We start from the raw sequence: 22,097 nt of genomic DNA, 5'->3' as shown, positions 1-22,097 counted from the left end.
AACAAACAAAACCATTCAATGTTATTAAGCTATCTGGTTTTGTTTGTTGACGTTTGTTAATATTCTGCGAATTATTGCGGCATTCCATCTGCGATAAGGGAGAGATGATGAAGCAGGCTTTTAAAGTAGTGCTGGGCATTTTGATGTTGTGGGCCGCTGTTGCTCACGCAGAAGTTCGTATTGAAATCACACAAGGTGTCGATTCTGCACGTCCTATTGGTGTTGTGCCATTTAAATGGACTGGGGCGGGTAATGCACCTGAAGAGATAGGTGCGATCGTTGGGGCGGATCTTCGCAACAGCGGTAAATTTAATCCTATTGATGCCAGCCGTATGCCACAGCAACCGACGACTGCATCTGAGGTGACGCCTGCTGCGTGGTCGGCACTGGGGATTGATGCGGTTATTGTCGGGCAGATTCAACCCAGTGCGGATGGTAGTTTCCTGATTTCTTATCAGTTGGTTGATACCGCTGGCGCTCCGGGAACCGTTCTTGCCCAAAATCAGCTTAAAGTGACTAAGCAGTGGTTGCGTTATGCGGCGCATACCGTCAGTGATGAAGCGTTTGAAAAGCTGACTGGCATTAAAGGCGCATTCCGTACTCGCCTGGCTTATGTTGTGAAAACGAATGGCGGCAAATATCCATATGAGCTGCGTGTATCCGATTACGATGGTTACAACCAGTTCACTGTTCACCGTTCGCCAGAGCCATTGATGTCACCGGCATGGTCTCCTGATGGCGCTAAACTGGCTTATGTGACTTTTGAGAGTGGCCGTTCTGCCTTGGTTATTCAGACCTTAGCCAGCGGTGAAGTACGTCAGGTTGCTTCTTTTCCGCGTCATAACGGAGCACCTGCATTTTCCCCTGATGGCAGTAAGTTGGCGTTTGCCCTGTCCAAATCGGGTAGTTTGAATCTTTACGTGATGGACTTGGGTTCAGCTCAGATCCGTCAGGTTACAGATGGCCGCAGTAACAATACTGAGCCAAGTTGGATGCCGGATAACCAGACTTTGGTCTATACCTCCGATCAGGGTGGTCGTCCGCAGTTATACAAAGTCAATATTAATGGCGGTGCTCCGCAACGCCTCACTTGGGAAGGCACACAAAACCAGGATGCTGATGTTAGTTCCGATGGTAGTTTTGTGATGATGGTCAGCTCAGAGAGTGGTAAGCAGCACATTGCTAAACAAGATCTGGCAACGGGAACCGTTCAAACTTTGACGGATACGTTCCTGGATGAAACGCCAAGTATCGCACCTAACGGCACTATGGTGATTTATAGCTCCACCCAAGGGTTGGGGACTGTATTGCAGCTAGTTTCGACTGACGGGCGTTTCAAAGCGCGTCTTCCGGCGACTGATGGACAGGTAAAATTTCCTGCCTGGTCGCCGTATCTGTGATGCATAATAATATGTATGGCAAACTATAAAAAGGATCAAAAGAGATGCAACTGAACAAAGTGCTAAAAGGGCTGATGTTAGCTTTACCCGTTATGGCCGTAGCAGCGTGTAGTTCTAACAAGAATGCTGATAACGATCAGACTGGTGTAGGCACTGTTAACGAAACTAATGCGGGTCTGTCAGCAGAAGAATTAGCTCGTCAGCAAATGCAAGAGTTGCAAAACAACAACATTGTATATTTTGGTTTCGATAAATACGACATCAGCTCAGATTTTTCTCAGCTGTTAGACGCTCACGCAGCATTCTTGCGTAGCAACCCATCTTATAAAGTTGTTGTAGAAGGTCATGCTGACGAACGTGGTACTCCTGAGTACAACATCGCATTAGGTGAACGCCGTGCTAACGCAGTGAAAATGTACCTGCAAGGTAAAGGTGTTTCCGGTGAGCAGATCTCTATCGTCTCTTACGGTAAAGAGAAACCAGCGGTACTGGGCCACGAAGAAGCAGCATATGCTAAAAACCGTCGTGCAGTATTGGCATACTAAGAGTAATTCATGAACAGTAACTTCAGACGTCATTTTTTGGGTCTGTCGTTATTGGTTGGCGTAGCGGCTCCCTGGGCCGCTATTGCCCAAGCGCCAATCAGTAATGTCGGCTCGGGTTCTACCGATGAGCGCCTTACCCAATTAGAGCGTATTTCTAACGCTCACAGTCAGCTGTTGACCCAGCTCCAGCAACAACTTGCTGATTCTCAACGTGATATCGACATGCTCCGTGGGCAGATTCAAGAGAATCAGTATCAGCTTAATCAGGTTATAGAGCGGCAGAAGGATATTTATCAGCAACTGGAAGGCGCTACCCGTTCTGCGGATAGTAAATCTGCTAAAAATACAGCATCTTCAGCAGCAAGTAATAGTGGTAATCAGGCGTCTTCAGCTACTAGTACGGGTAGCGAGAAGGGTGATTATGACGCTGCCGTTTCTTTGGCGGTGAATACCAAAGAATATGATAAAGCGATTACTGCCTTTCAGAGCTTTGTGAAGTCTTATCCAAAATCGAGTTATATGCCTAATGCGAATTACTGGTTAGGGCAGCTTCACTATAACAAGGGTAAGAAAGACGACGCTGCTTATTATTTTGCGACAGTAGTAAAAGATTACCCTAAGTCTCAAAAGAGTGGTGAATCGTTGTATAAAGTTGGTTTAATCATGCAGGACAAGGGCCAGAAGGATAAAGCTAAATCTGTTTATCAGCAGGTTATGAAACAGTATCCTGGTTCGAGTGCGGCCAAACTGGCTGAAAAAAAGCTTTCTGCGTTGTAATTACCGACCCCGGAAGATAGTATTAATACATTTTCGGGGTTGTTTGAGTGTTTAATAGGCATTTAAACGTAATTTGAAAAAATAATCATTGCGCTACGCGGAAAAATCAGTAATATATGCCGCCGTTGCCGAGAGAAGTCACAAGATGGGTCGTTAGCTCAGTCGGTAGAGCAGTTGACTTTTAATCAATTGGTCGCAGGTTCGAATCCTGCACGACCCACCATCTTGAAGCTTCACTCAAAAACGAATTCCCTAGATGGGTCGTTAGCTCAGTCGGTAGAGCAGTTGACTTTTAATCAATTGGTCGCAGGTTCGAATCCTGCACGACCCACCATCTTAGAGCTTCATTCAAAAACGGATCCCCTGGATGTGTCGTTAGCTCAGTCGGTAGAGCAGTTGACTTTTAATCAACAACGCGTAAGCGCACTTGGAAATCCTACACTCCTTACCACCTCAAAACTTACCTCCCAATAACTTGCATAATATGCTTCCTAACCTTACCGGGTAACTCACTATCGAACTCAAATATCTTCATTTCAGCGACTTCAGCAGAAATTTCCGCATAAAGCTCTGTGGTTTCTAGCAATGCACGTATTGCTTCTTCTTTGCCATAACTGCCAAAAATCCTTTGAATACGTTTGCTGAACTTCTCAGGCAGCCATTCATGTAAATGATGGCCGTTGTACCAGACATCCGTTTTTCCATCACTTTTTATCGAGGCGTACCACTCCATCATTGCCAGCAATAATTCTTTCATCTCATTATCCCTCATTCTTGCAGGCCATAAATCACCACGAGCGATATAAACAGGCACTTGTGTTGCCTCGAACCAAAACTCGCGCAGGTTTTCATTAAATTCTGCTGATGATGGCAGATGCGATTTAGTCAATTGGTGAGTGATTTCAGGAAGCCCGTTTGTAAGGCCCGTCTTATCAAGGAGGATCTTATAGCCGCGTTGATAGAGTTCATCTAAGCCTCTTTGTTTCATATCTTTCAGGCGTTCAACACTTGCCAGTGTGAAATCCACCTTACGACCACCGCTAAAAACGACCAAACAAGTTGGCCAATCTGGTTCACCCTCTTTTTCATTAGCCAGATGCAATGCAACCATAACGTCACCCAACTGCTTAAACCATAAATCGTTGCCTATTAATTCATCTGTTCCTGAACCAATCAGTTCTATATCCAGATCTGAGAATTTATCTACACGTGTGTTTCTGGCACGGGAACCTGTTTGGATAACTGTATCAATACGGGGATCGTTATGGGCAAAAGTCAGGATCTTTTCCAGAAGAATTACCGGGTCTTCCATTATATGAAGTTCCTATTTCACTTTAGTAATGATTGATGGATAAGCTTAATCTCATAAATTAGCAGGTAATGTAATAACTTATAACAGGTAAAATACTCCGCGACAAATTGATGTAAATTGGTTATTTTGTTTAGTATATAAAACAAAGTTGCGTGAATTTTTTGATAATCAACCGGTTTTATCGCTTTTTTAAACTATATACTAAACAGAGAATCAGAGTAATGAGCGAGTATATTGATTTTAATTCAACCATTTACCCATTCCCACCGAAACCTGCTTTTCTCAGTAAGGATGAAAAGAAATATTGCCGTGAAAAAATCAAACACCTCCTGAAACAGCAGGATGCAGTTATGGTTGCACATTATTACACCGATCCAGAGATCCAGGCTTTGGCTGAGGAGACCGGAGGGTGTGTGGCAGATTCATTGGAAATGGCCCGTTTTGGCAGCAATCATCCAGCTTCTACTCTATTAGTCGCTGGAGTGCGATTTATGGGAGAAACCGCCAAAATTCTCAATCCGGAAAAGCGGGTTTTAATGCCAACGTTGGAAGCTGAGTGTTCGCTGGATCTGGGTTGCCCTGAAAAAGAATTTACTGAGTTTTGTGATAATAATTCGGATCGTACCGTCGTGGTTTATGCAAATACATCAGCAGCAGTTAAAGCACGGGCTGATTGGGTTGTAACTTCAAGTATTGCTGTTGAGCTGATCGATCATCTGGATAGCCAGGGGCAAAGGATAATTTGGGCACCGGATCGCCATTTGGGAAATTATGTCCGTAAACAGACAGGAGCCGATATTCTTTGTTGGCAAGGTGCTTGTATTGTCCATGATGAATTTAAAACTCAGGCTTTGATGAGAATGCAAGGTCTGCATCGCGATGCTGCGATATTGGTTCACCCTGAATCACCACAAGCAGTTATTGATCTGGCTGATGTGGTTGGCTCAACTAGTCAGTTAATCAAAGCAGCGCAGTCTTTGCCGCATCAGAAGCTGATTGTCGCAACAGATAAAGGCATCTTTTATAAAATGCAGCAAGTCTGCCCAGGGAAGCAGTTATTTGAAGCGCCTACGGCTGGAGAAGGTGCGAGTTGCCGTAGTTGTGCCCATTGCCCGTGGATGGCGATGAATGGCTTACAAGCTATCGTTCAGGGATTGGAGTGGGGTGGGGTTCAGCATGAAATATTTGTTAAAGCAGAGTTACGTGAAAAGGCGCTTATTCCTTTAAACAGGATGCTTGATTTTGCAACTCGGTTAAAATAGGAAAACAAATAATGGGTGTCATTCTTTGTTGTCGATAATAATAGGATATAACAGATGGATTTTTTCAGTATTAACAATATATTAGTAAATATCCCACTGGGAAAAGGCGGTTATGATTTATCGTGGATTGAAGCAGTAGGTACGATTGCTGGTTTGCTATGTATTTGGTTTGCAAGTCAGGAAAAAATAATTAACTATTTGTTTGGACTGATTAATGTCACATTATTTGCTGTGATTTTCTTCCAAATTCAACTTTATGCTAGTTTATTGCTGCAATTATTCTTTTTTGCTGCAAATATTTATGGCTGGTATGCCTGGAGCAGGGTTAATGATCAGCAGCAGATTGAACTTAAAATACGCTGGTTAAGCTTGAATAAGGCGCTAATAATTAGCCTGATTTCTGTGCTATTGATTGTTATTATGACTTTTAATATCGATTGGCTCTTTGGCTCTTTGACTCAGATTGCCGTTACGATTATGCAACAGTTTGATTTTAATGTTCAAATGCCGGTATTGGCACCTGATGCATTCCCATTCTGGGATTCGACAATGACGGTGCTCTCTATTGTGGCAATGATTCTGATGACTCGCAAATATGTTGAAAACTGGCTGGTATGGATGGTTATCAATGTGATAAGCGTTGTTATCTATTTCCATCAAGGCGTTTTGGCGATGTCATTGCAGTATGTGATTCTCTTTGGCATTGCACTTAATGGTTCTCGTTTGTGGATTCAGGTAGCTAAGAAAAATCATTCGCAGCCATTATCCCGCATCGAATAATTTTTTAATGATGCCAGAGAATTGATTTGTCGATCTCTGGCATATTTTTAGGGATTTACTCTGATAATTCTCATTTCTAAAGATATTTCAATTATAAAAAACAGCTCAGATCACGTTTAACTATATTTTTCTATGTCTTTAGTTAAACACTGATTTATTTATTATCTACAAAGAATATTTACAGTTTGTCTTCTAACAGTTAGATTAAAATCACAAGATTGTTTTAAACAAATATACAAAGATGTGGATGAGAGAGGGTTATGAATTATCAGAATGACGATATAAGAATTAAAGAGATAAAAGAATTATTACCTCCTGTAGCACTACTTGAAAAATTTCCAGCAACTGAAAAGGCTGCATTTACAGTACGTAAGGCTCGCAAAACTATTCATCAGATTCTAACTGGTGAAGATGATCGTCTGTTGGTTGTGATTGGTCCCTGTTCTATTCACGATCCTAAAGCAGCAATGGAATATGCTGGACGGTTGAATAAGTTGCGTGAAGAACTAAAAGACGATCTGGAAATAGTCATGCGGGTTTATTTTGAAAAACCGCGTACAACTATTGGTTGGAAAGGGCTAATTAATGACCCTCATATGAATCACAGCTTTGATATTAATGATGGTTTACGTCTGGCTCGTGAATTGTTGCGGGATATTAATGACATGGGGCTACCAGCTGCGGGTGAGTATCTGGATATGATCTCTCCACAGTATTTGGCAGATTTGATGAGTTGGGGAGCAATCGGCGCTCGTACAACGGAATCGCAGGTCCATCGTGAGCTGGCTTCTGGCCTCTCTTGTCCGGTTGGTTTTAAAAATGGCACTGATGGTGGGATAAAAGTTGCAATTGATGCTATTAATGCTGCAGGTTCACCGCACAGTTTCCTTTCTGTCACTAAGTGGGGATATTCCGCGATTGTGAATACCAGTGGAAATTCTGATTGCCATATTATCCTGCGTGGTGGTAGAGAGCCAAACTATAGCTCTGAACATGTTATTGCTGTGAAGCAAAGCTTGGAAAAAGCAAGTTTGCCGGCAAGAATTATGATTGATTTCAGTCATGCCAATAGCTCCAAGCAATTTAAAAAGCAGATGGATGTGTGTTCAGATGTCAGTGAGCAAATTGCTGTCGGAGAAAAAGCGATTATTGGTGTTATGGTGGAAAGTCATTTGGAAGAAGGGAATCAGGACCCAGAGAGCGATCAACCCTTGGTATATGGTAAAAGTATTACTGATGCTTGCATTGGTTGGGCTGACACTGAAATCTTGTTACGTCAATTATCGTTGGCGGTGAAAGCACGTTGTGGCCGATAACATTTTTCGGATGTAAAAAAACCGGAATTCATGATTCCGGTTTTAGACTGCTAATAAACCCCGTTCAAAAATAACGGGGTTTGTTCCTTTCATTGTGAATCATAATGCAATCCATTTTCCTCATTAAGCCAATTTAATCACCCGATAAGGCGTTATTTTCGCTTCTCCTGCAATGAAATGCTTGCTCTCCAGAGATAAAAACAACTGTGGTCAATAATCTAAAGAAATAATTTTATTTGTTATTATTTTTATTAAAATTATTTCTTCTAGTGAAAGTTTACTATCAATGAAGTGTTTTTTTAATTTGATTACGGTAATTTTAATTATCGCATCTGGTTTTTATTAAATTTGTGCCTCTCAGTTTTTATACTATCGTTTGTTCTGTCATACTTCTCCGTTAATGTGACAAAAATCTTTTTTCTTGACTATCAAAAAACACTTGAAAATGACTATACAAATGATAAGGTTTAATTTCAAACGTTCTAGACAAGGAAAATAAAAATGATAAATAGAAATGGTAAATAGAAATGGTAAATAAACCTATTGTCTATGATTTCCGTGGTGATAAACCATTAAGTAAACCTGTTACTGATATAAAGCCCCAAGACATTCATATTTATCTTGATGAAATTAACGATCTTGTTAATAAAAGATTAAACGGTGTGTTAAAGAATGGGTGTTTTTCTCGTGAGCTAATGAATAACCTCTCTGGTAGATCGATAGAGATTAAAAATGTCTAATAGATTATTAGTAATAGAAAAAAACCCATCCGGTTCAATTGGGTTAAAAAAAGCAAAAGAGCTGGGCGCTTATATTATATTCATTGGTTCAAGGAAATACTATAATAAAGTATCTGATAATGATTTACTCTATATTGATGAATTCTTCGAAGCAGATACTAATGACGATGAACTTGTTCTAAATATGGCTGAGCATATCAATGCTAAGAAAAAAATACAGGGTGTTATTACCTTTATGGAGTTCTATGTTCCCCTTGCGGCTAAAGTAGCAGAAACATTAGGCCTTAAAGGAATAACATATGAAAATGCATTGAAAGCAAGAAACAAACACTTAATGAGAGAATCTTTTAGGCAAAAAAATGTTCCTATCCCTAAATACGCTCTAATTTCGAATGTTGACAGTGCAAAAATAGAAGCAGCCAAAATTGGGTATCCAAACATTATAAAACCTATTAACATGGCCGGAAGTCGAGGTGTTTTACGTAATGATAATGTCATCGAATTGGAAAGGAATTTCCGTGAAGTCTGTGAAATAACGCCTCCATTTGGAGTGAAGAAATCTTCTTTATTTTTGATAGAAGAATATCTAGAAGGACAAGAATACAGTATTGAATCTATTTCCTTTAATGGTGTTGTGAACATTATCACAATTACTAAAAAATACGTATCAAATAATGGTTATTTTGTTGAATTAGGGCATACATTGCCTGCTAATCTACCATTACAACAAAAAATCGAAATAGAAAAAATGGTAACACAAGCCTTGCTCGCGTTAGGTATTTATAATGGAGGAGGACATACCGAGGTTAAGGTAACAAGTGATGGTGTCAAAGTCATTGAAGTAGGCGCTCGGTTAGGAGGAGATCATATTCCTGAATTAGTGGAAATGGCTACCGGCATTGATATGTGGAAAGCAGTTATCCAAATTTCGTTAGATATTTCACCTGACTTGAGTAAGAAGTTCAATAAATATGCCGCTATTTCTTATATCACCGTACCTTCTGGCATTGTTAAAAAGATAAATTACACAAAGAATGACTTTGTCCATTTTGATGTTAACGTTGGAGAACATATTGAATCACTGAAAAATAGCTCTCAACGATTAGGATATGCTATTGCGTGTGGCGTAACAGCGGAGCAGGCTGAATTTGAAAGTCACCACCTTAAAGAGAGTGTTATTATCGAAATAGAGTCAGAGTAACTCAATACGTATCCTGGTGAACCAATGGCATCTCTATTCAGATTATCTTTATTAAAACATTTACCTCCCCCAATTTTTATCATGTTACTGGGGACACTGTTAACAAGAGCCGCCTATTTTATGGTTTGGCCTTTTTTAGCGATGATCCTTTATCGGCAGTTTAACATGTCAGCGACAGGGATTGGCGGATTATTGGCGCTGTCAAGTATCTTAGGCTCAGTGACAGGCATTTATACCGGATATTTGTCTGATATTTTTTGCCGCAGGACAATAATGCTTATCGGGGTGATGATAAGCATTATCTCATTCATCATGATGTCCTTCTCATCTTCACCTATCTTATATTTAATCGCTATATCCGGAATTAGTATTGGTCGTGCTCTGTTAGAAGCGTGTAGCAAAGCCTTAATTGGCGATTATATTGACTCTCCTAAAGAGAGAGAGTCAATACAATACTATCGATATTATTTGGTCAATGTTGGCGCTGCAATTGGTCCTTATATTGGATTAGCCTCTGGCCTATCGGCACAGAGAGAAACTTTTCTAATTACAGCCATTGTTTATTTTGTTTATGGTATTATGTTGCGTGTCTTTTTATTATCTTCAAAAAAGGAAGAGAAAATAAAAAAAGTCAGCAATGACATTAGCTTTACAAAAACATTGAACATAATTATTTCTCACCGAACATTCATGATACTTCTATTATGTAATGTTCTTGTTATGTTTGTTTATGCTAACTTTGATTCTACGCTTGTTCAATATTTATCTAGATCAAATATCAACAATGTTACCAATTTTATTGCTTTATTAGTTATTGTCAACTCATTGACAATTATCACTTTTCAAATACCAACTTTATTTTTATTAAGAAATTTCACACCAAGAATAAAAATATTAATCGGTATCATGTTAATTGCCATAGCTCAAATCATTTTTGCATTCTCACCTATTAATACAGTTTATTATCTCTGTGTCGCAACTATCATTCTGAGTTTTGGGGAAATAATTGCCATACCTACGTTTAATGTCGAAGTTGATAGGCTTACACCTCACCATTTAAGGGGAGCTTTTTTTGGTGCTTCTAATATGTCAAGTATCGGATCAGCTTTAGCACCTATTTACGGAGGGATCATGCTTGATTTATTTAATGCTACTCTACTGTTTTCATTATTATCCCTAACTAGCTTGATAACTCTATTGATTTATTATACCTTTTTAATCAGAAAAAATAATTAATGGTGGATGTATGAATTTCAATTTTGATGTTGTATTCGATCGTTATGTTTTTTCATCCACTAAATGGACATATCCTCAAGACCCACTGTATACCGATAACAAGCCAACACCATTATGGGTAGCAGATATGGATTTTCAGTGTCCTCCTTCTGTCAGAAAAGTGCTTTTGAACATCATTGATTATGGCATATTGGGCTACACTAATTGTAGCTTATCAACATTAAATGTGATTACAGATTGGCAAAAAAACAGGCATGACTGGACAATTGAACCCGATTGGATTGTTCAGAGCCCAGGTGTTGTTACTGCGATTGATATTATAATTAATGCACTTTCGGAGCCCGATGATTCTATCATTATAATGACACCTGTTTATGGGGCATTTTCGCGCTCTATACTTGCCAATCAACGCTTCGCAATAACTGTTCCTCTTCATAATATTACTGGTCGATATTTACTTGATTTTGATGAGTTAGAAAAAAGCATTACAGCAAAAACAAAAATGCTTATCCTCTGTAATCCCCATAATCCAATTGGTAAAATTTGGTCTATTGACGAGCTCAATATCATTGGTAATATCTGTTTGAAACATAAAATAATCATCATATCAGATGATATTCACCAAGATTTAATTTTCAATAACCGTTCGAAATACACACCTTTAGCAGCTCTGAACCCTTATTTTTCTGAGATATGTATTACATGTACCTCACCAAGCAAAACCTTTAATCTAGCAGGGCTGCAAACATCTAATATTATTATTAAAAATAATAAGCTACGTGAAAGAGTAAAAAAAGAATTTCTGCGATATGATATGTCCCGCCCCAACATGATAGGATTAGCTGCGTGTGAAGCAGCCTATAAAACAGGGCAGGAGTGGTTAGAAGCGCTTTTACTATATTTAAAGGGAAATTATAATTTATTACATACTATGCTGAATGGTGTTGAGGGTATTCGAGTAACTGAATCCGATGCATTATTTTTATCTTGGATAGACTTTCGGCAAACAAATATTAATTTAGATGGTTTGAATAATACATTAATTCAACAAGGAAAAGTTTGGTTAGATAATGGTGAAAAGTTTGGTGCGGAAGGGCATGGGTTTGCGAGATTGAATTTTGCTTGTCCTAGAAAGATATTAGAATCTTCAATTAAAAATATGCTCCATATCTGTCATTTTCAGAATGATGACTGCGTCAACTGACAGAGTTAAACCACCCAGGTCATGATTCCGGTAGTTAGAGCTGGATTAACGCAATAAGTGCAATGTGCACCCCGTATATGGTCGAGTAGCCCGAGGGGATCTCACCCACAGGCTCTCACGCAACCAGACGTGAAGTAGAGTAGAGCGTCAGCGAGTTAATCCTTTTCATTTTTGGGATACGCGATCACATTATTTTAATGAGGAAAATGGGCCACAACATTTTTCATCGTGAAAGAAACAAACCCCATTTTTTTAAACGAGGTTTGTTTGCGGTCTGACTGGAATTAATGATTCCAGTTTTTTATATTTGCTGAAAAAGTGCGATATCAGCAATTTGTCGGTAATGAATTATTTCGCTTTACCCTGATTTGCTACAGCAGCGGCTTTTGCTGCGATTTCATCAGCGTTACCCAGATAGTAATGCTTAATGGGTTTCATGTTTTCGTCGAATTCATAAACCAAAGGTACTGCTGTTGGAATGTTCAGTTCAAGGATGGCCTCTTCGCTCATGTTGTCCAGATATTTAACCAGAGCGCGCAAAGAGTTACCGTGAGCAGCGATAATCACTTTTTCTCCTTTAGCAACACGAGGTTTGATAACGTCTTCCCAGTAAGGGATCACGCGCTCAATAGTTGTTGCCAGGCTTTCAGTCACTGGTAATTCTTCTGGTTTCAGATTTGCGTAACGTGGATCATGACCTGGAAAACGTTCATCATCTTGAGTTAAATCTGGTGGGGTGATAGCAAATCCACGACGCCACAGTTTAACTTGATCATCACCGTATTTAGCTGCGGTTTCTGATTTGTCCAGACCTTGCAGAGCACCATAATGGCGTTCATTCAGTTTCCAACTTTTCTCAACAGGTAACCACTGCTGATCAACCTGATCCAGAATGTTCCACAGCGTGTGAATAGCGCGTTTCAGAACCGAGGTGTAGGCGAAATCAAAAACAAAGCCTTCTTCTTTCAGTAGCTGGCCTGCTTGTTGAGCTTCGGCGCGACCTTTTTCAGAGAGAGCGACGTCAGTCCAGCCAGTGAAACGGTTTTCTTTGTTCCACTCGCTTTCACCATGTCTTACCAGAACCAGTTTAGTTACAGCCATAGCTTAAACTCCTTAAAAAACCAAACGTAATGATAACTGCGAGCATTATATTGCCCTATACACCAGAACGGCAATCAATAGTCTGGTTCCATCACGTTCTTTGCCTGAAAACCTTAATTTTTTGCAAATTACTGAAAATATACCGTGCAAGTTTGACACGTTATAGTGCTGTTACTAACTTGATGGGATAAGTAAAGAACAGCAAATGAACCAAATTAAGGACGAAATGGAACCCGACAGCGACCCACAGCCGGCCACTCCACATCCATGCAAGACCGTATATTAATCCTGCGAGTGTAGCGAAAATCACCAGTAATAGGCCTCCAGCGAAGTGCGCGCCACCAAACATCAAGGCAGTGATGATCAGGGCAAAATAGGGGTTAATCCACTGACTCAACCTTTGTTGGATATAGCCACGAAACAGCGCTTCTTCTGCTAAAGAAACAAAGAAAATATTTGCCAAAATAAACATCGGCAACCATTGTGGCATATGCAGTTCAATGGCAAGTCCTCCCAAGGCTGTTGCTATACCGAGTAGTACCGAAATGGCAACAGTCAAGATTATCCACGCATAAGGGCGAGCCTTTGCCAGTGGTTTTGTTGTAAATAATCCAGGCATGCAACATAGCAGAAGGAAAGGGATAAGTGCCTTATCGAAGTTGAAATACATTGAGAATGACGCACTATGAGGACCAACTTGAACGTTATCGAGATATTTCAGGTTATGAAAACCTGGGATCAGATGCAGGAATAACGCGATACCAAAAGTGAGCAATAGCAGCTCAGTTGTTATTTTGATGATGTTATTTTGCTGAAAATAGATACGTAGTGCACCTAACACGAAAATAATTGCAATAGTGGCAATTGCTGGATAAATCATAACTTGCGTTACAAATCCAGTAACAATGGCGACCAGTAGAACGATAAGTGCAGTAGTGCGGTGTATAGCTAATAACGCCAGCGATGTGGCAAGTAAACCCCAAATCATATATGCCCTGTTGTTTTCAATAAGTTAAAAGATAATATCTGAGAAGCAAATCAAAGATTGATGAGAACTATTATTAAATGGTCAAAAAATAGTAACGTAAGATGATTAAATTGCGATGTTTTTTTCACTGGTCGGAGAAGAAAACCATTGGTGACAATTATTTTTTGGTCAAAATTCGTCTAACAAGAGCCTGTATTGTAAGGTTTATTACTGGCATGTACCATTAGATCTGATTCGATAGGGTATGGAGAATAAACTTCATTAAGATATTGGACAGATCAGCCACTTATATAAATAACTAGTGGCTGTCAGATCGGGTTTGAATCTAGTACAAATTATTAGCTTATTATCGCGTACTGATTTTAACCTCCAGCGCACCTTCATTATCTGTTAATCCGGCACCATAACGCCCTTCTAAGTCATCATTGATACAAAGCTGTAATTCACCAGATAACCCACTCGGGGCACTAGCTTCACGACTAATCAAAAAAACCGTTTCACCGACACGGCCTACCAGTGCACCTACTGGCTGACCTGGTAACGTGTAGTCTTGTTGGGCAATATGAGCCCTATCCCCTTCTGCCTGGCAACGGCTGTACTGCGGGTTAAAAGACCATGTGCCGCTGAGATAGGTAATTGTGGTTGTTTGACTTGTATTGACTGTCACACCGCTCTTCTGCCAAGGCTTATTCGCAAGTACAGACAGGGTTACCGGACACAAAATATTGGCCGCTAATTCAATTTCTTGTGCTTGAAAGCCAGCGCCACCCAAGGCTGAGACTAACTCTGAGCGAGTGGTAGCTGGATACACTTTAGGATCAAGCAACATTTGACCAACTTCTAGCGGGCGAAGCGTTGGGAAGTGATTGTGCAGTGCAATGGCAATCTCGCTAATAGGAAACTCAAGCAGACGTAAAATAACGGCGATATCGGTTGCATTGAGTGCTTTCTGATAGACTCCAGATAGAGCATCAACAATAGTATTGCTATTTATTTGTTTTAAACTAGACAATGGATAAGCACTGTTGGTCTGAATAGGGTTTATGATCGCTTGCTGTGTTGAAACTTGCTGTTGCTTTTGGGATTGCATAGCAATACTCCTTTATCTGTCGATTAAATAAGCTCATGAAACAATTACTGTCTACCATAAATTTCTAGCAGGACAGCTGCCATTTCGTTGGCGCTGATGGATGGGTAGGCCGACTTTAGTCCTCGCCCAATTTCTACTGCTATATAGCCTGCTTGTGCCATCGCTGTTGCTAGCATATTCATCTTGAGATCAGGAAAGGATTCAATTATCAGTTTTCCGCAATCATTGCCACTCATCTGCTGTTGATATGCCGACTGTGCAATTTGTTCTGGTGTTATCGCCACCTGTATTGCTACTCCATCACTCCAGATACTTGGGATCTGGAATGATGTTGCGGTAGTATCCGGCATACTAGCCAGATAGAGTTGATACGTTCCTGCAATTGGGATCGGCGGTAAAGCGATACGGGCTTGTCCAGTTGTGGAATGCACGGTTTGTTGTATCCATGCACTGTTTGGATCCTGTAAGCTGAGTAAATAGTGAGTAATATCAGGACAGCATTGCCATTGAATCTCTATGCCACCAGATTGATAATTAGCCTGAATTTGTTGAGGGGTATCCAGACGTAACCATTGCTGAACCTGACAAAATTCGCTGGCAATATAATCGGGGTTGTTCAATGTTGCTAATGAAAAATGATATTTCCCGGCAGGTTTCAGCTTATCAAAGATAATAGTCATTGAACTCTGTGGAGCGGCAATTGAGAGATTTTCGGTTTGTCCATTGCCCTCGATTTGTACGTTATAGTGACTGGCGTCTGTTACCAGACTCCACTTCAATATAAGATCAATATCTCTTTTAATAAGGGGTTTTATTTCTAAATTGATGTCCAATTCCGGCATTGGTAGACGATACTGCTGTAATTGACTTTCTGAGCTGGTAAAGTCTTGCTTGGTAGCGGCTACTGACCAGGTATAAACGCCAGCGGCTAGTTCCGGCCCAATAGGTAAAATAAATGAATTATTGTTGTGATTCTGTTTGTTATTGAATAACACTTTGCCATTTGGTGCTTTTAGTTTGATCTGATAACCGTCAGCATTTTCCATATAGTTCCATGAGAATTTAGCTTTATGATCTTCATAGGTTGCTGACAAATTTTCAGGTGGTTTGGGATTGGCAGGCTTGGGGGGATCGGGAGGTACTGGTTTGCTGTCAATGTCATCTTTAATTCTATTGATAATGTTACCTATAACAGCTGCTCCCGCTGCTACGCCCCCGGCAGCGGCCAGAGCTTCTGCACCGCTCTGGACTGCTTCTGTTAGTGCGGCGTCAACCAATCCCTCACACAGTAACGTCATGGCATAATCAGCAGCTTTCTCGGCAGCTGTCAACGCCAGAAAGGTAGCGATAGCTTCACGATTTTCCAATAGCCCTTTAATGAAAGACTCAGCCGCATTTTTCAGCGCTGCGCCGATAGCGTCAGGTAATTCCTCTAAAGAAAGGTTGTTTGGCAGTAAAAACGCTACGGTTTTTGGGAAGGAGAGAGTAACGAAATCTGTTCCTGCCATTGCCATGGTATATTTACCGTCTAACACAAAATACAGTTGGTCGTTCTGGCTAGAATTATCTGTCTTAGTATCAAATGACGGGGAAATGGAAAACCGGGATGTTAGTAAATGTTCATTGACAAAGTGGGTTAATTGGCCGCAATTGGAACCTTTATTTTGTGAGAATTTCTTTAATTCTTCTATAAAATTAATAAACTGGTTATTATCTAAATTAAACGCAGGCCAGTCAGTAATTTTGAATCCTTCGCCCTTACTATAGGAAAAACCTAATTTCGCTGGATTGGGTAACAAAGGGGAAGAAATTTTTTCCGAGGACAATGATCCGCTGATTTTTAATTTCCCGGTTTTATCTTTTATACCAGAGACTTCTACATTTAAACCAAAATCATGTTTAAAAAATAGCAGCCCACAGCGGAAGCCGAATTTATTTTCTTTTACAGTAGAGAAAAACAGGGTAGGACCGGGATCCTGCTCAAAACCGGTAATTTGCAGTACAAATAATGAAATAGGATTAAGTATCTGGATCTCTGCATTGACACCTTCTTTGGTAATTTGCATATCCCCTTTGAGCTTCAAAGTTTCAATCAGTGTAATGTCAAACAGGGCATGAAGGTGAAATCCTGGCTGATAATGGGTGATATCCTGATTTAATAACAGAGATTTTTCGGCTAAAGAGGAAATAAGCGTATTTTCTTGTTTAATATCTCCATCTGTTTCGCGCCGGTAATAAAGGTTGCTCCCCGGATGAAAAACGATATCAATAAAATCACTCGGCCAGGAGAAAGTAGGACTAGAAAATGATGCCTCAAATATATCATGTATCGATAAATCTTTATTAATAGCCACTGAGGCCAATATGGGAGTATTATCTAGCAGATAAATAGATCCACTTAATGCCAGTAGTTTTGCATAATTAATGGTTCCCTTTACCCAATATAATCCAACTTTAGGTTGTTTCTTTTCTGGCACGGCAAAGGTGTAATCAATACCAAAAGATAAATCATCAAATGTGACGCCAGTCATTCTTCTGTCAAAGGGCTTAACAATAGTACTTTCTGAGCTTTTATGACAGATTTGTAAAGATGCCTGTACTTGTTTTTCATCTGCACTTAAAGCCCCGTCAAAATAATACGTTTTCTGGAACAACTCTAATGTGATAATACCTTCTATTTCATATTTTGCGTAATTATCAAACTGATATTTAAGTATTAAATTGTTGAAGCCAAAAATATTAAATAGTTTGAAGTCAGGAAGAACGACAGTGTAGAGGCTTTTTTTAATTGATTCACCTGCGGATATTCCCTTAATTAAGCGACCGTTTAGCGAGATGTCTGCCTGTGGCAGATCGCCATTTTTAACACCAACCTCAATTAAGTTGTTAAACAGATAATTGCCTTTTAAACGCAAGGTTAGCCAGAAGGTACAACTATGGGATACAGGAGTTTCCGTTTCTGTCACCGACGTTGGCAAAGGTATTTGTGGAAAAATATTACACAGTTTCTCTGTTTCTGGTGGGGTGGCATGATTGGAGAAAGTAAAAAACCCCGCATCCTGTATTAATAGCGGCGCTTCTTGCTCAGGTAAATCAAGATGAAAAGCATGGTTGAGTAATTTAAAGATATTGAGATTGTCAGCCCCTGCCTGTTTCGCAGTCATATTAATATAGATTAGAGAATAACTGTTGAATAAAGCAAGCTGGCATTGCATTGGGCTACGCATTTCGCCATCAAATATTTTGCACCAATCAAAATGGGCTTCAATCTCAAATCGTATCCCCATATTTTACCTCAGATAGTGAAATGTATCGCGAAGGCTATGTTATTTATGGTTCTAAACGCATAGCCTTATGGTTAATATTGAGCTGATAATTTAGGCTTATTTATTTTTATCTTTATCAAACTTCTTATCTGTTTTGTTGTATTTACCTTCGGAAACAACAACATTAAGATTTTCCACTACCTTATCAACACCGGTTTCTTTCAATAATGAACCTGGTGGTGCAACGGCAATATAGATATTACTTGAATTACCGATAGCGACTTCCAATAAAGTATTTGCAGGTTGCCCCCCTTTTTCGGGTGAAACTACACTAAAAAGAAAAGGTGCATCAGGAGTCGGGGTTGCCGATGGAATATTTAAATCAACGTTATAACTGTCTTGACCAAGTTTAAGCTTAACTGATATGACGGCACTTAGACCACTCATTGTTATTCTCCTCATTGGTATTTAATAATATAGAATCCACCTTTGGTCTGATGGAAACATTATTTTCGCTCTACTTCTAATAATAGTCTAATCCAATTCTCTAAATAATCTATCTAAATAATGTGATGAATGTCTATATAATGATTGTAATCATGTAATGGAATTGTTAAGTGAATAAAATCTTCATTTAAAGGTAAATGACTAAGGGATTGTTGTCATTATTTTTGGCTATATTAGATTAATATTTTTATAGTTAAATCTGTCATTTATAAAATTAAATTATTTTACGGATAAAAGATTAACGGCGGGTATTTTTATGTTAATTAACTTTCTTGACACTTTAAATTATTACGAACAGATAAAGCCAGCATGCTTGCATATGTATTGCTACGAGGTTGACATAGGCACACTTTGCAATGCTGGCTTTTGTTTCAGTATTAATCTCATTTTAATACTTTAATGATTGATTCTTTCTGTTTTATAACGATAGATGTCACCGTCAGGAATAAATATCAGCCGGTGAGTAATGCATTGCGGAGCATCTTCCTGATGATGAGAAACAAACAGCAGCTGAGTATCACCGTCAGCAATCATGATATCAATAAAACGTAATATTAACTGACGGTTGAGTGGATCAAGCCCTTGCAGAGGTTCATCAAGAATCAGTAAAGCCGGATGTTTAACCAGCGCACGAGCTATCAGAACCAGCCGTTGTTGTCCCCATGAAAGGCTGTGAAACGGGCCGTTGGCAATCTGAGCAGATAATCCCAGTAAAGCCAGCCATTCATCGGCAAGTTGTTGCTGGCGATCGGATACTGCCTGATAAAGACCGATTGAATCGAAGAAGCCGGACAGAATCACATTACGAACACTGGTACTGACACGGTATTGCAGATGAATACTGTGACTGATATAGCCAATATGGCGTTTGATATCCCAAATCGTTTCGCCACTACCGCGCTGGTGACCAAACAGAATCAATTCATTACTGTAGCCTTGGGGATGATCTCCGGTAATCAGATTCAGGAGGGTTGATTTTCCAGCGCCGTTTTGACCAATAATCTGCCAGTGTTCACCCGGGTTTACCTGCCAATCCAGCCCGTGCAAAATGGGTTGTTCGTTATACTGAACCACACCATTACGCAAGATAATTAAAGGTTGGTCAGGAGGTAGCTGATCATCAAGACGACATTCATCCGCTTCTGGTAAATGGATACCGTTAAGTTTTTCGCTGTGCACCAGTTGAGCAACCAGTGGATCTGCCATCACTTTTTCTTTTATGCCAGCAGATGTCAGATGGCAATCTGCCAGTACACCAATTTGATCAACAAAACCTGGGATTTCACTAAACCGGTTAAGGATAAGCACCAAAACGATACCTTTTGCTGACAATGTTTCCAGTAATTCAGCGAGTTGACCACGGGCAAATGCATCAAGGCCATCAAAAGGTTCATCAAGGATCAGTAAATCAGGTGCAGCCATTAATGCCTGGCAAAGCAATGTCTTTCGGGTTTCGCCGGTAGAAAGATATTTAAAACGACGGGAAAGTAAATCCATAATACCGAACTGTTTTGCCAGTTCCAGACAAAGCTCATTATCTTTATGATGAAGTTGAATAATTTCTGCCGCAGTGAGGCCGGTGTCATCCTCATCGTCACTCAGCATATCAGTATTATTGCGTTGCCATTCTTCCTCAGTCAGTTTTTGTAATTGTTCTAAAGAGACGCAGGCACATGTGCGAAATGAGCAATTTCGCTCGCCGGAAAGCTGTACTAATTCATTTGACAGCGCACGGGCCAATGATGATTTTCCACTACCGTTAGCACCAACAAAAGCCCAGTTTTCACCAGAGGAAATTTTTAGTGACGGTAATTGCAAGGTTTGAGTATCACTTAAACGGAAACAGCCTTGCGTTATTTGCAATTCAGACATCTTTTATTCCTTTTTAAGCAACGCAAATATCTTCTCACAAATAAGCGGAATGACGCCGAATGTCAATATTAACTTTTAATTAACTTTCAAATAACATTTAATGTCAGATATCAGGGGATATGTGAGGTACACAACTTCATAATGTCCCCGGATATTCCGAATTATTCAGTGATAATAGTGTCAATTTTTAACAAAGAGTTGCAATAATCACTTGATCAGCATTGAAAAGAGCAGTGATTTTATCTTTAAGGTGTAGTTTCAGTTTATCCGCGTTTTGATTAGTCAGAGTAGAACAGAGGGTTTCACCACCATCAAGAACGATAAGAACTTCTGTGCTCTTTTCACCAGTTTCGATTTTACTAACCTGGCCTGTCAGGGCATTGTCAAAATGATTGTCGGGAAGTTGCTCTTTAGTCAATGTTATCCAGGGCGCTTTAATCAAAGCCAATACCTCCTTACCTTTTATCAGATCAAGACGGTCAGCACTCTGCTCTGTCAATGCTGCATTCAGTGATGTTTGACCATCTGCCAGCAATATGCGGACATGTTGCTGCACCTGATTATGGTCACGGTCAGTAATTGTGCCAAAGAATTGATTACGGGCGCTGGTTTGCAGAGAAAAACGGGAAATCGCAGCCAATAAGCTATCGAGGGGAAGGAGATCATCTTTCAGCACATCAAAGGCTTTTTGTTGAATTTGTGACAGCAAATCATAAAGTTGTAACAAACGTTCACCATAACGGGTAAGATTCGTCCCGCCGCCGCCCTTACCACCAGTAGCACGATCCACCATTGTTTCATCTGCTAACTGGTTCATTTCATTGATGGCATCCCAGGCGCTTTTATAACTGATGCCAGCCAGCTTTGCCCCCTGGCTGATAGAACCCGTTGCTTTAATCTGTTTCAGTAATAAGATTCGGCGTGGGTCTGCGAATAACCGTTGCTGTAATTTCAGTGTTAATAGAATTTCGGCTTGCATAATTGTTTTTTTCAGGAAATAAAATCGTAAATTTTTGTTGGATAACCGGGAAAAACGCACGTTTAGCCGGTTACAGTTGTTTGTCTTTGTCTAGAATGGTACTAATTATAGCGCTATTACCCGCTATGGTTAAAAATGTGTTATGTTGCCGGCTCATTTAATGAGCCACTATGTGAGGCTACCATGTTTGAATTGATTAAAAGTATGGCCTTTGCCCTGGTCATGGTACCGGTAGTGATGGTCGGAATCTTGGGTTTAATTTATGGCCTTGGGGAATTGTTTAATATCATTTCCCGTATTGGTCATTCTGAGAAGTAGAACTAATATTTCTTTGTACACCAGATGCCATTCTGATTACCCGGTGATTCACCGGGTAATTTGTCTTAATTAATCATAATCAGTTTATTTTATTTATCTTATTTTTCTATTACAGCATTTTGCTTCAAATGAAATCAGATAGTAAAAGTTGCTCACAATTTGCCGATTATTAATGAGATAGTCTTCCATTCAGCGCTATATCT

At 39.9% G+C, this 22,097-nt stretch carries 19 protein-coding genes and 2 tRNA genes; 13 read left to right on the top strand and 8 right to left on the bottom strand.

Annotated features, from left to right (window positions below; translation table 11 throughout):
- The first annotated feature begins 107 nt into the window (after positions 1–107).
- From tolB to ACGF63_RS15665, 5 genes are all read left to right on the top strand, one after another.
- Positions 108–1,400 carry a Tol-Pal system beta propeller repeat protein TolB gene (gene tolB, locus ACGF63_RS15685; RefSeq protein ID WP_152962994.1) on the top strand — a complete coding sequence of 431 codons (1,293 nt, stop codon included), beginning with the start codon at positions 108–110 and terminating at the stop codon, positions 1,398–1,400.
- 44 nt (positions 1,401–1,444) lie between these two features.
- A complete protein-coding gene (gene pal, locus ACGF63_RS15680; RefSeq protein WP_036850672.1) occupies positions 1,445–1,945 on the top strand; it encodes a peptidoglycan-associated lipoprotein Pal in 501 nt (166 codons plus the stop codon).
- 9 nt (positions 1,946–1,954) lie between these two features.
- Positions 1,955–2,722 (top strand): cell division protein CpoB, encoded by a 768-nt coding sequence (gene cpoB / locus ACGF63_RS15675; protein ID WP_387631896.1) that lies wholly within the window; start codon positions 1,955–1,957, stop codon positions 2,720–2,722.
- Between the two features lie 147 nt (positions 2,723–2,869).
- A tRNA-Lys gene (locus ACGF63_RS15670) sits at positions 2,870–2,945 on the top strand.
- A 35-nt stretch (positions 2,946–2,980) separates the two neighbouring features.
- Positions 2,981–3,056: transfer RNA gene (locus ACGF63_RS15665), tRNA-Lys, on the top strand.
- A 126-nt stretch (positions 3,057–3,182) separates the two neighbouring features.
- Here ACGF63_RS15665 and ACGF63_RS15660 read toward each other — a convergent pair.
- A complete protein-coding gene (locus tag ACGF63_RS15660) occupies positions 3,183–4,034 on the bottom strand; it encodes an aminoglycoside 6-adenylyltransferase (protein ID WP_387631893.1) in 852 nt (283 codons plus the stop codon).
- 221 nt (positions 4,035–4,255) lie between these two features.
- Between ACGF63_RS15660 and nadA the strand changes: the two genes are divergently transcribed.
- The 7 genes from nadA (at position 4,256) to ACGF63_RS15625 (ending at position 11,773) form a co-directional block, all read left to right on the top strand.
- Entirely contained in the window at positions 4,256–5,296 is a 1,041-nt protein-coding gene (nadA, locus tag ACGF63_RS15655) for a quinolinate synthase NadA (RefSeq protein WP_387631891.1), read from the top strand.
- 54 nt (positions 5,297–5,350) lie between these two features.
- Positions 5,351–6,076, top strand: a complete 726-nt coding sequence (gene pnuC, locus ACGF63_RS15650) for a nicotinamide riboside transporter PnuC (RefSeq protein WP_387631888.1) — start codon at positions 5,351–5,353, stop codon at positions 6,074–6,076.
- Positions 6,077–6,336: 260 nt separating this feature from the next.
- Positions 6,337–7,392, top strand: coding sequence for a 3-deoxy-7-phosphoheptulonate synthase AroG (aroG, locus tag ACGF63_RS15645; protein ID WP_152962755.1), 1,056 nt, complete (start codon positions 6,337–6,339; stop codon positions 7,390–7,392).
- Positions 7,393–7,919: 527 nt separating this feature from the next.
- Positions 7,920–8,132 (top strand): hypothetical protein, encoded by a 213-nt coding sequence (locus ACGF63_RS15640; RefSeq protein ID WP_152962756.1) that lies wholly within the window; start codon positions 7,920–7,922, stop codon positions 8,130–8,132.
- The gene (locus tag ACGF63_RS15635; protein ID WP_132355582.1) at positions 8,125–9,333 is read left to right on the top strand and encodes an ATP-grasp domain-containing protein; all 1,209 of its coding nucleotides are present in this window, start codon (positions 8,125–8,127) and stop codon (positions 9,331–9,333) included. Before ACGF63_RS15640 ends, ACGF63_RS15635 begins: the two co-directional genes overlap by 8 nt.
- 24 nt (positions 9,334–9,357) lie before the next feature.
- Positions 9,358–10,569 (top strand): MFS transporter, encoded by a 1,212-nt coding sequence (locus tag ACGF63_RS15630; RefSeq protein WP_387631884.1) that lies wholly within the window; start codon positions 9,358–9,360, stop codon positions 10,567–10,569.
- A gap of 10 nt (positions 10,570–10,579) precedes the next feature.
- Positions 10,580–11,773: a MalY/PatB family protein gene (locus ACGF63_RS15625; RefSeq protein WP_387631882.1), complete on the top strand. Its 1,194-nt coding sequence runs from the start codon at positions 10,580–10,582 to the stop codon at positions 11,771–11,773.
- Between the two features lie 348 nt (positions 11,774–12,121).
- On the opposite strand, the gene gpmA is transcribed toward ACGF63_RS15625, so the two are convergent.
- The 7 genes from gpmA to modE all read right to left on the bottom strand — a co-directional run bounded on the left by gpmA (position 12,122) and on the right by modE (position 21,576).
- Entirely contained in the window at positions 12,122–12,874 is a 753-nt protein-coding gene (gpmA, locus tag ACGF63_RS15620; protein ID WP_021325676.1) for a 2,3-diphosphoglycerate-dependent phosphoglycerate mutase, read from the bottom strand.
- A gap of 160 nt (positions 12,875–13,034) precedes the next feature.
- Positions 13,035–13,862 (bottom strand): CPBP family intramembrane glutamic endopeptidase, encoded by an 828-nt coding sequence (locus ACGF63_RS15615; RefSeq protein WP_387631879.1) that lies wholly within the window; start codon positions 13,860–13,862, stop codon positions 13,035–13,037.
- Positions 13,863–14,208: 346 nt separating this feature from the next.
- Positions 14,209–14,952, bottom strand: a complete 744-nt coding sequence (locus ACGF63_RS15610) for a hypothetical protein (RefSeq protein WP_387631877.1) — start codon at positions 14,950–14,952, stop codon at positions 14,209–14,211.
- Positions 14,953–14,996: 44 nt separating this feature from the next.
- Complete coding sequence (locus tag ACGF63_RS15605) at positions 14,997–18,239, bottom strand: hypothetical protein (RefSeq protein ID WP_387631875.1); 3,243 nt, start codon at positions 18,237–18,239, stop codon at positions 14,997–14,999.
- 96 nt (positions 18,240–18,335) lie between these two features.
- Complete coding sequence (locus tag ACGF63_RS15600) at positions 18,336–18,665, bottom strand: hypothetical protein (protein WP_152962763.1); 330 nt, start codon at positions 18,663–18,665, stop codon at positions 18,336–18,338.
- A gap of 456 nt (positions 18,666–19,121) precedes the next feature.
- The gene (gene modF / locus ACGF63_RS15595) at positions 19,122–20,597 is read right to left on the bottom strand and encodes a molybdate ABC transporter ATP-binding protein ModF (RefSeq protein ID WP_387631871.1); all 1,476 of its coding nucleotides are present in this window, start codon (positions 20,595–20,597) and stop codon (positions 19,122–19,124) included.
- Between the two features lie 187 nt (positions 20,598–20,784).
- A complete protein-coding gene (modE, locus tag ACGF63_RS15590; RefSeq protein ID WP_036851022.1) occupies positions 20,785–21,576 on the bottom strand; it encodes a molybdenum-dependent transcriptional regulator in 792 nt (263 codons plus the stop codon).
- A 183-nt stretch (positions 21,577–21,759) separates the two neighbouring features.
- Between modE and ACGF63_RS15585 the strand changes: the two genes are divergently transcribed.
- Positions 21,760–21,894 carry an AcrZ family multidrug efflux pump-associated protein gene (locus ACGF63_RS15585; RefSeq protein WP_071993025.1) on the top strand — a complete coding sequence of 45 codons (135 nt, stop codon included), beginning with the start codon at positions 21,760–21,762 and terminating at the stop codon, positions 21,892–21,894.
- The last annotated feature ends 203 nt before the right edge of the window (positions 21,895–22,097 follow it).

Source organism: Photorhabdus sp. RM322S (genome assembly GCF_042879395.1).
Classification (GTDB): Bacteria; Pseudomonadota; Gammaproteobacteria; order Enterobacterales; family Enterobacteriaceae; genus Photorhabdus; species Photorhabdus khanii.
The sequence above is the reverse complement of the archived record's forward strand: the minus strand, read 5'-3'. Positions and strand labels throughout refer to the sequence as shown.

Bases quoted from the DNA above. Each gene is read 5' to 3' on its own strand.
- tolB (WP_152962994.1), top strand. From the start codon at position 108: ATGAAGCAGGCTTTTAAAGTAGTGCTGGGCATTTTGATGTTGTGGGCC.
- pal (WP_036850672.1), top strand. From the start codon at position 1,445: ATGCAACTGAACAAAGTGCTAAAAGGGCTGATGTTAGCTTTACCCGTT.
- cpoB (WP_387631896.1), top strand. From the start codon at position 1,955: ATGAACAGTAACTTCAGACGTCATTTTTTGGGTCTGTCGTTATTGGTT.
- ACGF63_RS15660 (WP_387631893.1), bottom strand. From the start codon at position 4,034: ATGGAAGACCCGGTAATTCTTCTGGAAAAGATCCTGACTTTTGCCCAT.
- nadA (WP_387631891.1), top strand. From the start codon at position 4,256: ATGAGCGAGTATATTGATTTTAATTCAACCATTTACCCATTCCCACCG.
- pnuC (WP_387631888.1), top strand. From the start codon at position 5,351: ATGGATTTTTTCAGTATTAACAATATATTAGTAAATATCCCACTGGGA.
- aroG (WP_152962755.1), top strand. From the start codon at position 6,337: ATGAATTATCAGAATGACGATATAAGAATTAAAGAGATAAAAGAATTA.
- ACGF63_RS15640 (WP_152962756.1), top strand. From the start codon at position 7,920: ATGGTAAATAAACCTATTGTCTATGATTTCCGTGGTGATAAACCATTA.
- ACGF63_RS15635 (WP_132355582.1), top strand. From the start codon at position 8,125: ATGTCTAATAGATTATTAGTAATAGAAAAAAACCCATCCGGTTCAATT.
- ACGF63_RS15630 (WP_387631884.1), top strand. From the start codon at position 9,358: ATGGCATCTCTATTCAGATTATCTTTATTAAAACATTTACCTCCCCCA.
- ACGF63_RS15625 (WP_387631882.1), top strand. From the start codon at position 10,580: ATGAATTTCAATTTTGATGTTGTATTCGATCGTTATGTTTTTTCATCC.
- gpmA (WP_021325676.1), bottom strand. From the start codon at position 12,874: ATGGCTGTAACTAAACTGGTTCTGGTAAGACATGGTGAAAGCGAGTGG.
- ACGF63_RS15615 (WP_387631879.1), bottom strand. From the start codon at position 13,862: ATGATTTGGGGTTTACTTGCCACATCGCTGGCGTTATTAGCTATACAC.
- ACGF63_RS15610 (WP_387631877.1), bottom strand. From the start codon at position 14,952: ATGCAATCCCAAAAGCAACAGCAAGTTTCAACACAGCAAGCGATCATA.
- ACGF63_RS15605 (WP_387631875.1), bottom strand. From the start codon at position 18,239: ATGGGGATACGATTTGAGATTGAAGCCCATTTTGATTGGTGCAAAATA.
- ACGF63_RS15600 (WP_152962763.1), bottom strand. From the start codon at position 18,665: ATGAGTGGTCTAAGTGCCGTCATATCAGTTAAGCTTAAACTTGGTCAA.
- modF (WP_387631871.1), bottom strand. From the start codon at position 20,597: ATGTCTGAATTGCAAATAACGCAAGGCTGTTTCCGTTTAAGTGATACT.
- modE (WP_036851022.1), bottom strand. From the start codon at position 21,576: ATGCAAGCCGAAATTCTATTAACACTGAAATTACAGCAACGGTTATTC.
- ACGF63_RS15585 (WP_071993025.1), top strand. From the start codon at position 21,760: ATGTTTGAATTGATTAAAAGTATGGCCTTTGCCCTGGTCATGGTACCG.